The sequence below is a fragment of the Vibrio sp. Vb1337 genome (genome assembly GCF_033338715.1).
GTDB lineage: Bacteria > Pseudomonadota > Gammaproteobacteria > Enterobacterales > Vibrionaceae > Vibrio > Vibrio alginolyticus.
The window spans coordinates 119,128-134,213 of record NZ_JAWOTD010000011.1 but is presented as its reverse complement, the minus strand read 5'-3'; the positions used below and the strand labels follow the sequence as shown (position 1 = coordinate 134,213).

General features: G+C 45.7%; 13 protein-coding genes. 10 read left to right on the top strand and 3 right to left on the bottom strand.

Annotation, left to right across the window (positions count from 1 at the left end; translation table 11 throughout):
- The first annotated feature begins 74 nt into the window (after window positions 1-74).
- Window positions 75-539 carry a phosphohistidine phosphatase SixA gene (sixA, locus tag R7E42_RS14335; protein ID WP_005380537.1) on the top strand — a complete coding sequence of 155 codons (465 nt, stop codon included), beginning with the start codon at window positions 75-77 and terminating at the stop codon, window positions 537-539.
- 96 nt (window positions 540-635) lie between these two features.
- Here the strand turns inward: sixA and smrB are convergent, their stop codons facing one another.
- Window positions 636-1,166, bottom strand: a complete 531-nt coding sequence (gene smrB, locus R7E42_RS14330) for an endonuclease SmrB (RefSeq protein ID WP_005380539.1) — start codon at window positions 1,164-1,166, stop codon at window positions 636-638.
- 62 nt (window positions 1,167-1,228) lie between these two features.
- On the opposite strand from smrB, the gene prmB reads away from it, so the two are divergent.
- Window positions 1,229-2,161 carry a 50S ribosomal protein L3 N(5)-glutamine methyltransferase gene (prmB, locus tag R7E42_RS14325; RefSeq protein ID WP_005380541.1) on the top strand — a complete coding sequence of 311 codons (933 nt, stop codon included), beginning with the start codon at window positions 1,229-1,231 and terminating at the stop codon, window positions 2,159-2,161.
- A gap of 180 nt (window positions 2,162-2,341) precedes the next feature.
- Complete coding sequence (gene aroC / locus R7E42_RS14320) at window positions 2,342-3,427, top strand: chorismate synthase (RefSeq protein WP_031780893.1); 1,086 nt, start codon at window positions 2,342-2,344, stop codon at window positions 3,425-3,427.
- Between the two features lie 223 nt (window positions 3,428-3,650).
- Here the strand turns inward: aroC and R7E42_RS14315 are convergent, their stop codons facing one another.
- On the bottom strand, window positions 3,651-4,274 hold the full coding sequence (locus R7E42_RS14315) for a trimeric intracellular cation channel family protein (RefSeq protein WP_005380544.1): 624 nt from the start codon (window positions 4,272-4,274) through the stop codon (window positions 3,651-3,653).
- A 332-nt stretch (window positions 4,275-4,606) separates the two neighbouring features.
- Between R7E42_RS14315 and R7E42_RS14310 the strand changes: the two genes are divergently transcribed.
- The 3 genes from R7E42_RS14310 (at window position 4,607) to R7E42_RS14300 (ending at window position 6,097) form a co-directional block, all read left to right on the top strand.
- Window positions 4,607-5,137: an elongation factor P hydroxylase gene (locus R7E42_RS14310; protein WP_053349556.1), complete on the top strand. Its 531-nt coding sequence runs from the start codon at window positions 4,607-4,609 to the stop codon at window positions 5,135-5,137.
- Window positions 5,138-5,162: 25 nt separating this feature from the next.
- Window positions 5,163-5,426, top strand: a complete 264-nt coding sequence (locus R7E42_RS14305) for a YfcL family protein (protein ID WP_017635933.1) — start codon at window positions 5,163-5,165, stop codon at window positions 5,424-5,426.
- Between the two features lie 146 nt (window positions 5,427-5,572).
- Window positions 5,573-6,097 carry an NADPH-dependent FMN reductase gene (locus tag R7E42_RS14300; RefSeq protein WP_274342319.1) on the top strand — a complete coding sequence of 175 codons (525 nt, stop codon included), beginning with the start codon at window positions 5,573-5,575 and terminating at the stop codon, window positions 6,095-6,097.
- Window positions 6,098-6,173: 76 nt separating this feature from the next.
- On the opposite strand, the gene mnmC is transcribed toward R7E42_RS14300, so the two are convergent.
- Window positions 6,174-8,192 (bottom strand): bifunctional tRNA (5-methylaminomethyl-2-thiouridine)(34)-methyltransferase MnmD/FAD-dependent 5-carboxymethylaminomethyl-2-thiouridine(34) oxidoreductase MnmC, encoded by a 2,019-nt coding sequence (gene mnmC, locus R7E42_RS14295; RefSeq protein ID WP_274342318.1) that lies wholly within the window; start codon window positions 8,190-8,192, stop codon window positions 6,174-6,176.
- A gap of 128 nt (window positions 8,193-8,320) precedes the next feature.
- On the opposite strand from mnmC, the gene fabB reads away from it, so the two are divergent.
- The 4 genes from fabB to R7E42_RS14275 form a co-directional block, all read left to right on the top strand.
- Window positions 8,321-9,532 carry a beta-ketoacyl-ACP synthase I gene (gene fabB / locus R7E42_RS14290; protein WP_005389435.1) on the top strand — a complete coding sequence of 404 codons (1,212 nt, stop codon included), beginning with the start codon at window positions 8,321-8,323 and terminating at the stop codon, window positions 9,530-9,532.
- A gap of 340 nt (window positions 9,533-9,872) precedes the next feature.
- Window positions 9,873-11,006 (top strand): 4-phosphoerythronate dehydrogenase, encoded by a 1,134-nt coding sequence (locus R7E42_RS14285; RefSeq protein ID WP_005380560.1) that lies wholly within the window; start codon window positions 9,873-9,875, stop codon window positions 11,004-11,006.
- Window positions 11,003-12,016: an aspartate-semialdehyde dehydrogenase gene (locus tag R7E42_RS14280; protein WP_005380562.1), complete on the top strand. Its 1,014-nt coding sequence runs from the start codon at window positions 11,003-11,005 to the stop codon at window positions 12,014-12,016. Before R7E42_RS14285 ends, R7E42_RS14280 begins: the two co-directional genes overlap by 4 nt.
- A 197-nt stretch (window positions 12,017-12,213) precedes the next feature.
- Window positions 12,214-15,086 (top strand): FimV/HubP family polar landmark protein (locus tag R7E42_RS14275; protein ID WP_318072772.1); only part of this gene is annotated, 2,873 nt, incomplete at its 3' end.

Sequence of the window (15,086 nt, the reverse complement as noted above, 5' to 3'; positions counted from 1 at the left end):
TAAAGTTAGCCCCGTCTATCTAATAAAGATAGCAGTCAACCTTTTGGTAGCGTTAGCTATCCCTAGGAAATAACATGAAAATATTCATCATGCGTCACGGTGAAGCCGAGCATTTTGCAGATTCAGACGCAGCACGACAATTGACCCCAAGAGGCAGAGTCGAATCAGAAGCGGTTGCGAGAGCCTGTAAAGAACAGGGTTTTGCGCAATTCGATAAAGTGTTGGTGAGTCCGTACATTAGAGCTCAACAAACTTGGCAAGAGATCAGTGCGTATTTCTCTGCAAAAAGCATTGAAACTTGTGAAGATATTACACCTTATGGCCAGTCCGAGCATGTCTTCGATTTCGCAAGTGCGTTAATCGAAGTCGAACAATTGGACTCGCTTTTGTTCGTATCGCATTTGCCTTTGGTCGGTTATCTGACTTCAGAGTTTGTAAAAGACATGACACCACCGATGTTTCCTACATCAGGCCTAGTGTGCATTGAATATGATTTACAAACACAAAATGGTGAAGTGCTTTGGCATATTACGCCATAAGTGTCTAAACCAAAATAAGCGTTTGCAAATTAGAGACAGAATAAGAAAGGCAGGAGATCCCTGCCTTTTCGTTTCGTCGTGTCTACAGCAAGCCTGTTACTTTTCAGGAATAGAAAGCAACACTAACAACGCACCATCACCACCAAATTCTAGTGGCGCTTGGTGAAAAGCCATAACGTCAGGATGCTGTGCTAACCAAAGTGGGGCTTTCTGTTTCAGGATGTGTTTCCCAATACCATGTTGCACACACGCACAATGAATCTCGTTTTTGATGCAATAGGCTATCATCGCACCAAGCTCGCGTTTTGCTTCTTGCTGTGTCATGCCGTGCATATCGAGGAACACGTCCGGTACATACACGCCACGACGTAGACGTTTGACTTCATAAGTGGAGACGTCGTCACGTGCATAACGAGTTGGACCTTCATCGTTTAATAGAGGGACAAACTCGTCTGAAAAGTAAAATTCAGAGTCACTCGCTTCACGGTTGGAGCGCTTGATTTCTTTTTGCTTAGTATTTTTTTTTGGTTGCTGGATTATGGTATCCTGTCGCAACTTTTTTACGCCCTGTACTGCTTCCTGAAACAAGGCGAAATCGTCATCGTTCTCGGTGTCTTTTTTGCTCATTAGGTAAACAATTTCATTAATAAACTTTATTGGCAGTATTGTAGCGCTTTTCGGAGGCAATTTTGGATAAGATTTTTGTAGAAGAAGCGGTATCGGAACTGCATACCCTTCAAGATATGATTCGTTGGACGGTAAGCCGCTTTAATGCAGCGAACCTGTTTTACGGTCATGGTACTGATAATGCGTGGGATGAAGCTGTTCAGCTTATCCTGCCAACCTTATACTTGCCGATTGATGTGCCTCCGCACGTATTGAACTCTCGCCTAACGACAAGCGAGCGTCTGCGTATTGTTGAGCGCGTAGTAAAACGCATCAACGAGCGTACGCCAACAGCATACCTAACCAACAAAGCATGGTTCTGCGGTCTTGAGTTCTTCGTTGATGAGCGTGTACTTGTGCCACGCTCTCCAATCGGTGAGTTGATTCAAGCGGAATTCCAACCTTGGTTGGTGGAAGAGCCTACGCGCATCATGGACCTATGTACGGGTTCTGGTTGTATCGCGATTGCTTGTGCGCACGCTTTCCCTGAAGCAGAAGTGGATGCGATCGACATCTCTACAGATGCTCTACAAGTGGCTGAGCAAAACGTACAAGATCATGGCATGGAGCAGCAAGTGTTCCCAATTCGCTCTGATTTGTTCCGTGATCTTCCAAAAGAGAAATACAATCTAATCGTGTCTAACCCACCATATGTGGATGAAGAAGACATGAACAGCCTGCCAGATGAGTTCACGCATGAGCCTGAGCTTGGGCTAGCTGCGGGTACGGATGGTCTAAAACTAGTGCGTCGTATTCTTGCTAACGCGCCAGATTATCTAACAGATAACGGCATTCTTATTTGTGAAGTCGGCAACTCAATGATTCATATGATGGAACAGTACCCAGAGATTCCATTTACTTGGATTGAGTTCGAGAACGGCGGTCATGGCGTATTTATGCTAACGCGTGACCAGCTGGTTGAGTGTGCAGAAGAGTTTAAACTGTACAAAGACTAATAGAGTCTTGCACTAAACATCAAAACACCGAGCTTTATGCTCGGTGTTTTTTTTATGCATACCTCGCCGATATTAACTCTTTACATCAAAACGTAATAAAGCCACTATGAATCCACGAAGAATTGGAAAGCAGCTATGCTCTGTTTTGAGAGAGCGTGGCGATAAAAACTTGAGGAAGTAATGGCAGGAAACAGTATCGGACAACATTTCCGAGTGACGACATTCGGGGAAAGTCACGGTATCGCACTGGGATGTATCGTAGACGGGTGTCCTCCGGGGTTGGAAATTACAGAAGCAGATCTACAAATCGATCTCGACCGCCGTCGTCCAGGCACATCACGTTACACTACACAACGTCGTGAACCGGATGAAGTTAAAATTCTTTCTGGCGTTTTTGAAGGCAAAACCACGGGCACATCGATCGGTTTGCTAATTGAAAACACCGATCAACGCTCAAAAGACTACTCTGACATCAAAGATAAGTTCAGACCGGGTCATGCTGATTACACTTACCACCAAAAATATGGCATCCGCGACTATCGCGGTGGCGGCCGTTCTTCAGCTCGTGAAACCGCAATGCGTGTGGCGGCTGGTGCAATCGCGAAGAAATACTTAAAAGATGAGTTTGGTGTTGAGATTCGTGCTTACTTGTCACAAATGGGTGATGTATCTATCGACAAGGTAGATTGGAACGAAATCGAGAACAATGCATTCTTCTGCCCTGATGCTGACAAAGTAGAAGCATTTGACCAACTTATCCGTGACCTGAAAAAAGAAGGCGACTCTATTGGCGCAAAAATCCAGGTTGTGGCAACTAACGTGCCTGTTGGTCTTGGGGAACCCGTATTTGACCGTTTGGATGCAGACATCGCGCACGCACTAATGAGCATCAACGCGGTGAAAGGCGTGGAAATCGGAGACGGTTTCGAGGTGGTAAACCAAAAAGGCAGTCAGCACCGTGATACGCTTGCTCCTGAAGGTTTTGGTAGTAATCATGCGGGTGGCATTCTTGGTGGTATCTCGACTGGTCAAGACATTGTCGCAAACATTGCGCTTAAGCCAACATCAAGTATCACTGTGCCGGGTGAGACCATCACAAAAGAAGGTGAACCAACTCAGTTGATCACCAAAGGTCGTCATGACCCATGTGTGGGTATTCGTGCTGTGCCTATCGCAGAAGCGATGCTGGCAATTGTGGTGATGGATCATTTACTACGCCACCGTGGTCAAAACCATGGCGTAACAACTGAAACACCGAAGATTTAAGAGCTTTGTGTCATTCCAGCGAGCTATAGCGAGACTAGGAATCTAATTTCAGCACGATGAAAAGAGAAAGAAACATCTCTGACAACAGAGTGCTCGGATAATAGATCCTGAATCATGCTCCTTCGTCGCTGTTCAGGATGACTGAATATAAAATTATGCCACTCACTGAATCGCGGGTGGCACAATTTTATCAGGCAACCTTTTTTGTTTAAGTAGTTTTTGCTTAATGAATCGAGCCTTCGGTTTCCAAATGGAAAGAAGGCAGACGCCACTTAAAGCGTACCGCAGCCATACGCAACATGTAACCAGTAACCAGTGTAATAATAGTGGCAGTGACATCGGGAACATTGAATTCTAATAGCGCTAAGTACATTCCTGATGCGATAAGAGCGACAGAAGCGTAAAGCTCTTCATGCAGTACCAATGGTGTTTGGCGACAGATTAAGTCGCGAAGTAGCCCACCGAATACACCAGTTACTAACGCTGAAACCATACAAATACCAGGGTGCAAGCCCATGCCCATCGCAATTTTTGTTCCGATGATGCTGAATACGATTAGACCTAACGCATCAAGGCGAATGAACAGGCCTTTTAGCTTAATCACCCATTTCGCTAAACCTGTTGTTAGCACACCTGCAACACACGTAATTGCAAGGAACTCTGGGTTTTTTACCCAACCAAGAGGGTAGTGGCCTAATAGAATGTCACGTACGGTGCCACCACCAATGGCCGTTGCGCTGGCCACCAACATAACACCAAACCAGTCCATCTTTCTTCTACCAGCACTTAACGCACCTGTCATGGCTTCAGCCGTGATACCAATGATATACAACACACTTAGCAACATAGGGAAACACTCAACGTAAAAAGTCACTACGTTCTACGAGAATCAGCGTAGGCGAAGTAACAACACTTACAAACGGTTCTATCTCTCTTAAAAAGTGATTAAAACCAGCAACATGCTTGTAATCAAACGGCTTCAAAATAGCGGTTTGAACGGCATCAAAATAAGGCGAGAGTGTAGTGGTAAATAAGTACGCTGACGAATGAGAAATTGTATGGAGAAAGCGATGTTCAGATAAATTCAACTAATAACCAAAAATGTGGGGTTGCCTTTACCTCATAGCTAAAAACAGCGACAATATGCAGCGCATGTCAAACTGAAGTACAAACTCGACGATGACCCACGAATACCAAGACTTAATCACCATTTTTAATGACACCTTTTTAGAACAATTTAATACGAAATTAGAGTTAGGTGGTGATGAGCCTATTTATCTTCCTGCTGATGATGAACACCCTCATCATCGGATTATTTTTGCTCGGGGTTTTTACGCCTCTGCTTTACACGAGATTTCGCATTGGTGTGTGGCTGGTCCAGAGCGTCGTTTGCTGGAAGATTTTGGCTATTGGTATGAACCCGATGGGCGAACAGCAGAAGTTCAAGCGGAGTTTGAGAAAGTTGAAGTGCGACCTCAAGCTTATGAATGGATTCTGGCACAAAGCGCTGGCTTCCCTTTTACGGTGAGTTGTGACAATCTACACGGCGATTTTGAACCAGATAGGCTCGGCTTTATGCAAAAAGTACATAAAGAAGTGCTGGGTATTTTGGACGTAGGCTTGCCTTTGCGAGTGAAAATGCTTTCTGATGCCCTGCGCGCATTTTATCAAACTAAGCCACTGGAAGCGTCGGACTTTTGCGTTAAATAACCATTAATAACCTCAGAGATACACCATGATTATTGAATTTGAAGAAAAACTACTGGAACTGATTGATGCTCGAATTGAAACAGCATCTGACGATGAATTGTTTGCTGGTGGTTATTTACGTGGTCACATCTCTTTATCCGCGGCGTCTTGTGAAGAAGAAGGGATTAGCGATATTACTGAGCTGAAGTCACGCATTGAGAGCAGCTTAGAAAATGCGCGTACCGAGTTAAGCCCGGCCGATCGCGTGATTGTCAGTGATTTGTGGCAAGAGCTCCAGGCTCAGGCTTAGTCCCTAAGCAGCGTTCTCCCTTTATTTAATCCTAGTCATTTACTACTTCGAAAAATTCGAACCTCTTCATAAAATTTTTGTGGTTGTAGCGAAACTGTTCAACTTTTATTCTGATCAGCATAAAACGTGAACAAAGGATTACAACCATGAAAATTGTCGCATTTGGTGCATCTACCAGCTCTACCTCAATCAACAAACTACTTGCTACATACGCAGCAAACCAAGTCGAAGGCGCTCAAGTGAATGTTCTAGACTTAAACGATTATCAAGCGCCAATGTTTAGCGAGGACAAAGAGAAAGAAATTGGTCAAGCTGAAGGGGCTGTCGCGTTTTTACGTGACTTGGCGGAGGCTGACGCTCTCGTTGTTTCCTTCGCAGAGCATAACGGTTCGTACCCAGCGGCCTATAAAAACTTGTTCGATTGGGCGACGCGCATTGAGCGTAATGTATTTCAAAACAAACCTGTCGTTTATTTAGCAACTTCCCCAGGTCCCGGTGGTGCACAAAGTGTTCTTGCGGCGGCGACAGGTTCTGCTCAATTTTTTGGCGCGGATGTAAAGGCATCGTTATCTGTGCCGAGCTTCTACGAAAATTTTGACGTGGAATCGGGTAAGGTTGTAAACCCAGAAGTGTCAGAGCAAGTGAAACAGGCAGTTGCACTGCTGAAGTAATCTCAGTACGAGCAACTTAGTGAGTTAGCGATTCCCGACACGTATCTGTGTCGGGAATTAAAACGAGAGAATACTCTTACAGCTCGGTAATGGCTTTGCCTTTTCTTAGTTTACGAACCCACATTCGACTTGGGTGAAGTTCGGTCAATACATCAACAGGTAATGGCAGCGGGTCCCCACAGATCTGGGAGGCCAACACTTCAGCTAATAATGGTGCAGAGCTCAGTCCACGAGATCCTAAACCTAAGAAGCAGAATAGGTTAGGGTACTGATGAATGGTTTCTACCTCTTCTTCTTTTTGATTTTGTAAGTTGGCGTATTGCGTTTTGATCGTCTCAAAGTCACCCACATTTCCGACAAATGGTAAGTGATCTCGGCTAACACAACGAATACCTTGGCGAGATTGATTACCAGTGATATCTACCTCTTTTGCCCATGTTTGATTCGGTACACATTTCACTAGCTTTTCCGCATTATCTTTTTGGGCGTTTTCATCAAATTCGTAGTCAAGGTGACTGCGGTCGTAGCTTGCACCGATACACAAGTGTTGATTACTTGGGTTAACAGGTGTCATGTAACCGTCGTAACACAACACCGTTTTCAGCTGACTCAGCGTTTCGGTTGCTGGCGCATGACTGACTTGTCCTTTCACTTGTCCCATTGGTAGGGAAGCGGTTTGACTCAATGTCTGGAACTCATGGCCGTTCGCAATTACAACCGTTGAGTGCTCAAATGTTTGACCACTCGCCGTTAGTAGCCAGAGCTGACGCTTTTCATCCCAATCTAATGCCTCAACAAGATGTTCAAACTTCGTTGAGAGTAACGACGTCTTCTCCAATTGTTTAATTAACCCGCGAGTTAACTCGGCAGGGCACAGCCACCCTCCCATTGGGTAGTGCACAGACGCCATATCAATAGGTAACCCGATAGTGTTCGCAGTTTCCTCGGCGGACAGCTTTTGAATGAGCTCTGGAGTGAAGTTACCCGCAAGCATTTTCTCCAGTTTGTCTGTGGATTTGTCATCCCACATCAACTGAGTTACGCCACACCAGTCATGATCAAAATCGATCTCTTGTGCTGCTTGTTCAACAAACTGACGTGCGAACAAAAATGCAGGAGCAAACACACGCGAAACGCCCGTGTGCGGGCCATTAAGCAGTGGATAAACGGCTCCTTGTCGATTGCCTGAAGCTCCTTTGGCTGGTTGTTTGTCTTTACAGTAAAGGGTGACGTTTTGGCCACGACGAACTAACGTTTTCGCTAACGCCGCGCTAGCTATACCACCACCAATGATGGCAATCGAATCAAGATTGCTAGATGCTGAGCGATTGAACCAAGGGAGATGGTTCGATTGCTTTTCACGTTGCTCCATAGAGCCGGCGATCATTTCTCGCTTAGTGCCGAAACCTTTCACCTTTTTCATTGTAAAGCCAGCTTCGTTCAAACCACGACGTACAAAGCCTGCTGCGGTAAACGTGGCAACTGTACAATCTTGCTTGGCTAGCTTTGCCATGTTGTTGAACAGGCCTTGGTTCCACATTTCTGGGTTTTTGCTTGGCGCGAATCCATCTAAGAACCAAGCATCAATCAAACCTTGTTCGTTGTATGGGACTTGCGGCATGCAGTCTTTAATGTCACCAAACCAAAGGTCGAGTGTGATTGCGCCGTCTTCTAAAACAATGCGATGACACTCCGGCACAGCGGCAGGGTAGTGCTTTTGTAACTTTTCCGCGTATTCAGCTAGCTCAGGCCAAGCTTCATGCGCCTTCTTTAAATCGGCTTTGCTTAATGGGTATTTTTCAAAGCTAATAAAATGCAGCTCTTTCAATGTTGCGTCCGGATGCTGACGACGAAACTCACTAAACCACTGGAATACTGCTAAGAAGTTTAATCCCGTGCCAAATCCTGTTTCACCAATGACAAAACGTCTTTGGTCAAATTCCTGCCATCTTTCTGGGAGATGATTTTGTTTTAAGAAAACGTAGCGTGTCTCTTCAAGACCGTTTACGTTAGAGAAGTAAACATCATCAAATTGGTCTGAAACCGGAGTACCAGCTTCGTTCCAACCAAGTTCTGCGTTTTTTATTGAAGTCATAATGGTGCAAATTTGTGATTTGGCGCGGTAAGAATGGGGCGATTGTACGAATTTATGGGAAAGCTGACCACTTTTGTTGACTATCTTAGTTATCATCTAGCGGATTTTTGAATTATAGGAATGTCATAATGAAACGAGTCGTAATCACCGGTATGGGTATTGTTTCAAGTATCGGTAACAACGTCGAAGAAGTTCTAGCGTCTCTTAAAGCGGGCAAATCTGGCATCACTGCATCTGAGCAGTTCAAAGAACACGGTCTTCGTTCGCAAGTATGGGGTGATCTAAAAATCAACCCGGCGGAACACATCGACCGTAAGCAGATGCGCTTTATGGGTGATGCGGCTGCTTATGCATACCTATCAATGGAGCAGGCAATCGCAGACGCTGGTCTTACAGAAGAGCAGGTTTCAAACGATCGTACCGGTATCGTTGCAGGTTCTGGCGGTGCTTCTGCATACAATCAAACGGTAGCGACAGACACGATGCGCGCCAAAGGCGTAAAGCGAGTTGGTCCTTACATGGTTCCTCGTACAATGTCTTCTACTGTTTCTGCTTGTCTTGCTACGCCATTTAAGATTCGTGGCGTGAACTACTCAATGAGCTCTGCATGTGCAACATCTGCACACTGTATCGGCCATGCTATGGAGCTTATTCAACTAGGCAAACAAGATATTGTTTTTGCTGGTGGCGGCGAAGAGCTAGATTGGTCTCAAACTATGATGTTTGATGCGATGGGCGCACTGTCAACCAAATACAATGACACGCCAGACAAAGCATCTCGTACATACGATGCAGACCGTGACGGTTTTGTTATCTCGGGCGGCGGCGGCATGCTGGTTATTGAAGAACTAGAGCACGCACTGGCACGTGGTGCGAAAATCTACGGTGAAATCGTAGGTTACGGTGCGACATCAGATGGCTACGACATGGTAGCGCCATCAGGTGAAGGCGCAATTCGTTGTATGAAGATGGCGATGCAAAACGTTGATGGTGTGGATTACATCAACACGCACGGTACATCGACACCAGTTGGTGACGTGAAAGAGCTTGGTGCTATCCAACAATTGTTTGGTGAGAACAGCCCTGCAATCTCTGCAACAAAAGCAATGACTGGTCACGCACTCGGCGCAGCGGGCGTGCACGAAGCGATTTACTCAACACTTATGCTAGACAAAAACTTCATTGCTCCAAGCATCAATATTTCAAACTTGGACGAAGCAGCACAAGGTCTGGACATCGTGACAGAAGCACGTGATGCAGAGCTAACGACCGTAATGTCAAACAGCTTTGGCTTTGGCGGCACAAACGCAACTTTGGTTATTAAAAAGTACCAAGGTTAACTGAATTTGTTGGCGCCTTGCGAGAGTACTGTAAACGCCAACAATCCAGTTTCCAGAGCTTGATCAGTCACACTGATCGAACAGACGCAGACTCTATCCCATGGAGAGCGGGATAGGATCCTTTTGTTCTGGAACTTTGCCCGGCTATTTAGCCGGGCTTTTTCTTTTCTCTGTTTCTGCTTTTCTCTAGGCTTCCCGTCAATTGATTCTATAGAAGTTACCTCCTTGAGGTTTATTGGTGTTATATCTTGAGATTTTTCGGGAAAAGGGCACAATCGCTTTAGTTTCGCATCTTGCGAATAAACGAACTCTTACAAATGGATGTTAGAACGCTGGCGCTATGAAAATTATTGTTGATGAAAATATGCCGTATGCTGAAGAGCTATTCAGCCAACTCGGTAACGTAATTCTAAAACCAGGTCGTACACTGACCGCCGATGATTTAGTGGATGTTGATGCCCTAATGATTCGCTCAGTCACCAAAGTGAATGCTGACCTGATCAGCAAAGCAAACAAGCTGAAGTTTGTTGGTACGGCCACGGCAGGCATGGATCATGTTGACCAAGCACTCTTAAAAGAGAAAGGCATTTTCTTCACTGCTGCGCCAGGGTGTAACAAAGTGGGTGTAGCGGAATACGCGTTCAGCGTGATGATGGTGCTCGCTCAGCAACAAGGTTTCTCGGTATTTGACAAGACGGTAGGTATTATTGGTGCAGGCCAAGTAGGTAGCTACCTAGAGAAATGTTTGAAAGGCATGGGTATTAAAGTTCTCATCAATGACCCATTCAAACAAGAGGCTGGTGATCCTCGTAGCTTTACTCCGTTGACAGAACTGATTGAAAGCTCAGACATCATTACACTACATACGCCAATCACCAAAGATGGCCCATACCCAACGCATCATTTGATTGATGAGAAGGTATTAAATGGTCTCCGCAGCGATCAAATTTTGATTAACGCGGCTCGAGGTCCCATCGTTGACAACGCTGCTTTGAAGCAACGTCTTTTGAAAAATGATGGCTTTACAGCGGCACTCGACGTATTTGAATTTGAACCAGAGGTTGATATGGAGCTTCTGCCTCTGCTAGCATTCGCAACCCCTCACGTTGCAGGCTACGGCTTGGAAGGGAAAGCTCGCGGTACAACGATGATTTTCAACAGCTACTGTGAGTTCTTAAATAACGAATTACGTGCGCATGCCAGCGATTTACTGCCAACCGCGCCTGTTCCTACTATGGTATTGGACAGAGCTTGGGACGAAGCAACACTGCATAACATCACGCAGTTAATCTATGATGTGCGTAGAGATGACGCTCTTTTCCGCCGTGAAATCAGTAAGCCAGGCGCTTTTGACCTGATGCGTAAAAACTACTGGGATCGCCGTGAATACAGCGCTGTCACGCTAGTGGGTAACAAAACATGTAACCTTGCTCCATTAGCAGAACTAGGTTTTCAGATTGAGGTAAGTCAATGAGCCAGCAATATAATGTTGCCATTTTAGGTGCGACCGGTGCGGTCGGTGAAACAATTTTGGATGTGCTTCAAGAGCGCAAATTCCCAGTAGGCGAAATCTTCCTACTCGCGAGTGAGCGCAGCGAAGGCAAGACTTACCGCTTCAACGGTAAAACGGTACGCGTTCAAAACGTAGAAGAGTTCGATTGGTCTCAAGCGCATATCGCACTGTTTTCTGCTGGTGGTGAGCTATCAGCCAAGTGGGCTCCAATTGCCGCTGATGAAGGCGTGATTGTTATCGACAATACATCACACTTCCGTTACGAGTACGACATTCCTCTTGTTGTGCCAGAAGTAAACCCAGAAGCGATTGCAGAGTTTCGTAACCGTAACATCATTGCGAACCCGAACTGTTCAACCATCCAAATGCTGGTGGCACTAAAACCAATTCACGATGCGGTGGGTATTGAGCGTATTAACGTATCAACTTACCAATCGGTGTCTGGTGCAGGCAAAGCGGGTATCGATGAGCTAGCAGGTCAAACGGCGAAGCTGCTAAACGGTCTGCCTGCAGACAAGAAGCAATTCTCTCAACAGATCGCGTTTAACTGTATTCCACAAATCGATCAAATGATGGAAAACGGCTACACCAAAGAAGAAATGAAAATGGTGTGGGAAACACAGAAGATCTTTAACGATCCATCAATCACAGTCAATCCAACGTGTGTACGTGTTCCTGTATTCTACGGTCACGCAGAAGCACTTCACATTGAGACTCGTTCACCTATCGATGCACAAGAAGTCGTTAACTTGCTTGAACAAACTGACGGTATCGAAGTGTTCCACGGTGAAGACTTCCCTACACAAGTTCGCGATGCGGGCGGTAAAGACCATGTAATGGTTGGCCGTATCCGTAACGATATCAGCCATCATAGCGGCGTAAACCTGTGGGTTGTTGCTGATAACGTGCGTAAAGGCGCGGCAACTAACGCGGTGCAAATCGCAGAAGTTCTGATCCGCGATTACTACTAAGTCGCTTACAGTTCATTTCAAAGCCTCGCACAGTGCGAGGCTTTTTTGTACGAACGAAACAAAATAGTGTGAGATTAGTACGAATATGGCGAGAGCCACACATTTTTTATTCTCAACGCTATAGTTTTGCATGCGATATCCGATATATTTAACCGATCACCATTTCAAATTGTATCTAGCACAAAACTGAGCCTTCTATGCGTCAAAATTATAAGCGTTTGTTAGCAGCCCTTGTGTTGATGAGCGCGACTCAGACATCATCAGTGGTTCAAGCCGAAGGAATTCGTCTTGTTGGACCGTCTGGTGAAGTGCAATCATCTCCGAGCTATGCTGAAGATATTGAGCGAGCATTACCTGCTCCTCCTGCGAATACTCAACCGTCACGTTTCTTTGGTCCGACTGGTGAAAATCAAACACTATGGTCGATCGCTTCAGAATTACGACCTTCACGCGGTGTTACCGTTCAACAAACGCTTCTTGCCATTTACCGAATTAACCCTCAAGCGTTTGAGAACCAAAACATTCATGAATTGATCCCAGGGAGTCGGCTACGAGTACCTTCTCTAGAGCAAGTGCAAAGCGCGACCACAGCGCAAGCTGTTGCGATTATGAAGGCGCATGAAGCTAAGTTAAAACAGCCGAAGCCGACAAATAGAGCGACGCCAGCACAACGAGTCACCGAGCAACCAAAGCCACAAATTAAAGTAGAACCCAAGCCTGCGGCTAAGCCAGAGACAGTGGCAGCAACGGAGCCAAAACCAACTCCGAAAACAATACCCGTCATCCCTGCGCCACCAGTAACTACCTCTCCGCAGGGTGAAAAGCAGGTCAGTGCGCTAAAGGACAAACTTCAAGGCTCACAAAGTGAATTAGACTCATTAGAAGAGAAGAACCATCGTCTTCGATTGATGCTGTCAGAAGTGCAAAGCGAAGTCGAAACTTTGAAAAGCGAGCTGAATGACGAAGAACGCATTCGCTCAGAAGTCGAGAAGCTGCTTGCTGAAGAACGCCAGCGCCTTGCTGAACAACAACGCATGCAACCAAGCACCATGGACAAAATTTTGTCGAATGGTTGGCTTGTTGGTCTTGCGGCATTAATTCCTGGTGCTTTGATTGCGTTGCTAGTTGTTATGCTTCTTGGTCGACGCTCTAAAGCGAAAGAGGAAGATGCGGCTGCACAGGAACAGCAAAACGTTGATCCTCTTGCGGCGCCAATCGGTTTAGCGGCGGCGGATGAGCTTGATGAAGAGCTCACGCTTGATGATGAATTGTTTGCAGATGAAGATATCAACACACAGTCTTTACAAGAAGAGAAGTCAGATTTAGAAGAAGACGTCTTTGCTAACCTCGACGATGAAGAACTTGATTTCAATCTGGAAGGGGACGATGACCCATTTGCAGATATTGGCGATGACGGCGACCTAGATGTTGGTCTGGATGAGTTTGAATCATCGAACAATGGTATCCAAGTCAACGGCGAAGAAAAAGCGCTTGGTTTAGAAGAAATGGAGCGAGCCTTAGATGAGGTTGCTCCAGAACTAGAAGTGCTCGATGACGATGAGTCTGGCTTCGATCTTTCGGATGATACGAATGAGAAATCAGACTCGCTTTCAGACGACGCATTTGCCGAGTTACTTGCAGCCGATGAGCCGTCAGAAGAGTTACCAAGTGACACTGTCGACCAGGATATGCTTGATGACTTGTTTGCTGAACTTGGTAACGATGACTTCGATTTAGATACTGATGAGCCTGAGTTAAAACAGCCTGTGTCGGATGATGACTTTAGTGTAGGAGAGGCATCTGACGACGATATCGATAAGCTATTGGCCCAGTATGAACAACCGGCTAGCGAATCGGAAGTTCGAGAAGCTGACGCCAATGAAGGTCCTGTTCTAGATGAAAACAGTACAGAGCTACTCGATGAACTCATTGATTTTGATGAAGATGACACAGACGAGTTTGATCCACTAAACGAGCTAGAAGCAATCTCTGGTTTTGAAGGTGATGACTCGATCGAAGAGTTAGACGCAGATAGCACAGACTTACTGGATGAACTCATTGATGATGTTACCTCTGAACTTGATGAAGAGACTGAAGCTGATTTAGATCCGTTTGATGATCTGATTCGAGAGGACGAGAGCCCAGAGCTGAATAAATCGGAAGAGGAAGAGTTACTGAAATCACTTGGTTTTGGTGAGCCAGACGCCGACGAAAAGCCATCTTCCGTAGTTGAGTCAGAACAAACTCATGAAGATCAGGACATTGAGTCTGGGTTGGACATCGACGCTTTATTAAGTGAAAGCCAACCAGACACGCAACAAGCTGCAAAAGAGCAACCATTAACCGAGCCAGAGGCTGCTTCAGAGCCATTTAGCAGCGATGAATTTCTTGGTGATTTAGAGGACCTCTCACCAGAGAATGATCCTTTAATGAGCGAGCTAGACGACCTATTTGAGTCAGACAGTGAAGAACTTCTGCCAACAGAACAAGAAAAAGCGGATTTTTCTGCTGAACTTGACGCTCTATTTGATAGTGAAGACGATTTACCGCAGCAAGTTGAAAAAACACAAACGGAGATAGAGGAAGCTTCATCACTACAACAAGAGGCTACCGATACTGATTCAACACAAGAACCATCCGTGGAGTCCGGTGCTGAGGTACAGCCTCACGTTGAGCAAGAGGAAGACATTCCAGCCTTCACGCCGACACCAAATACAATAGAGAATGAATTCGGTGTTCCACAAGAAGAAGATTGGCTACTGGATGAGCCTGAATTGGAGCCGGAAACTGAGTCGACCAACGATTCAGAAGAAGAATTCAATTTTGATGAGCTAGATTTGCCAGAATTCAGTGAAGAAGATGCTCTAGCATCTATGGCTGGCGAACCTGCGTTAGAAACGTCCGAGTCCGTTGAGTCAGAACAAGTTGAAGCAGGCTTACCAACTGAATCAGAAGATGAATTCAATTTTGACGAGCTGGATCTTCCTGAGTTTAGTGAAGAAGATGCTCTAGCATCTATGGCTGGCGAACCTGCGTTAGAAACGTCCGAGTCCGTTGAGTCAGAACAAGT

Bases quoted from the DNA above. Each gene is read 5' to 3' on its own strand.
- sixA (WP_005380537.1), top strand. From the start codon at position 75: ATGAAAATATTCATCATGCGTCACGGTGAAGCCGAGCATTTTGCAGAT.
- smrB (WP_005380539.1), bottom strand. From the start codon at position 1,166: ATGAGCAAAAAAGACACCGAGAACGATGACGATTTCGCCTTGTTTCAG.
- aroC (WP_031780893.1), top strand. From the start codon at position 2,342: ATGGCAGGAAACAGTATCGGACAACATTTCCGAGTGACGACATTCGGG.
- R7E42_RS14315 (WP_005380544.1), bottom strand. From the start codon at position 4,274: ATGTTGCTAAGTGTGTTGTATATCATTGGTATCACGGCTGAAGCCATG.
- R7E42_RS14310 (WP_053349556.1), top strand. From the start codon at position 4,607: ATGACCCACGAATACCAAGACTTAATCACCATTTTTAATGACACCTTT.
- R7E42_RS14305 (WP_017635933.1), top strand. From the start codon at position 5,163: ATGATTATTGAATTTGAAGAAAAACTACTGGAACTGATTGATGCTCGA.
- R7E42_RS14300 (WP_274342319.1), top strand. From the start codon at position 5,573: ATGAAAATTGTCGCATTTGGTGCATCTACCAGCTCTACCTCAATCAAC.
- mnmC (WP_274342318.1), bottom strand. From the start codon at position 8,192: ATGACTTCAATAAAAAACGCAGAACTTGGTTGGAACGAAGCTGGTACT.
- fabB (WP_005389435.1), top strand. From the start codon at position 8,321: ATGAAACGAGTCGTAATCACCGGTATGGGTATTGTTTCAAGTATCGGT.
- R7E42_RS14285 (WP_005380560.1), top strand. From the start codon at position 9,873: ATGAAAATTATTGTTGATGAAAATATGCCGTATGCTGAAGAGCTATTC.
- R7E42_RS14280 (WP_005380562.1), top strand. From the start codon at position 11,003: ATGAGCCAGCAATATAATGTTGCCATTTTAGGTGCGACCGGTGCGGTC.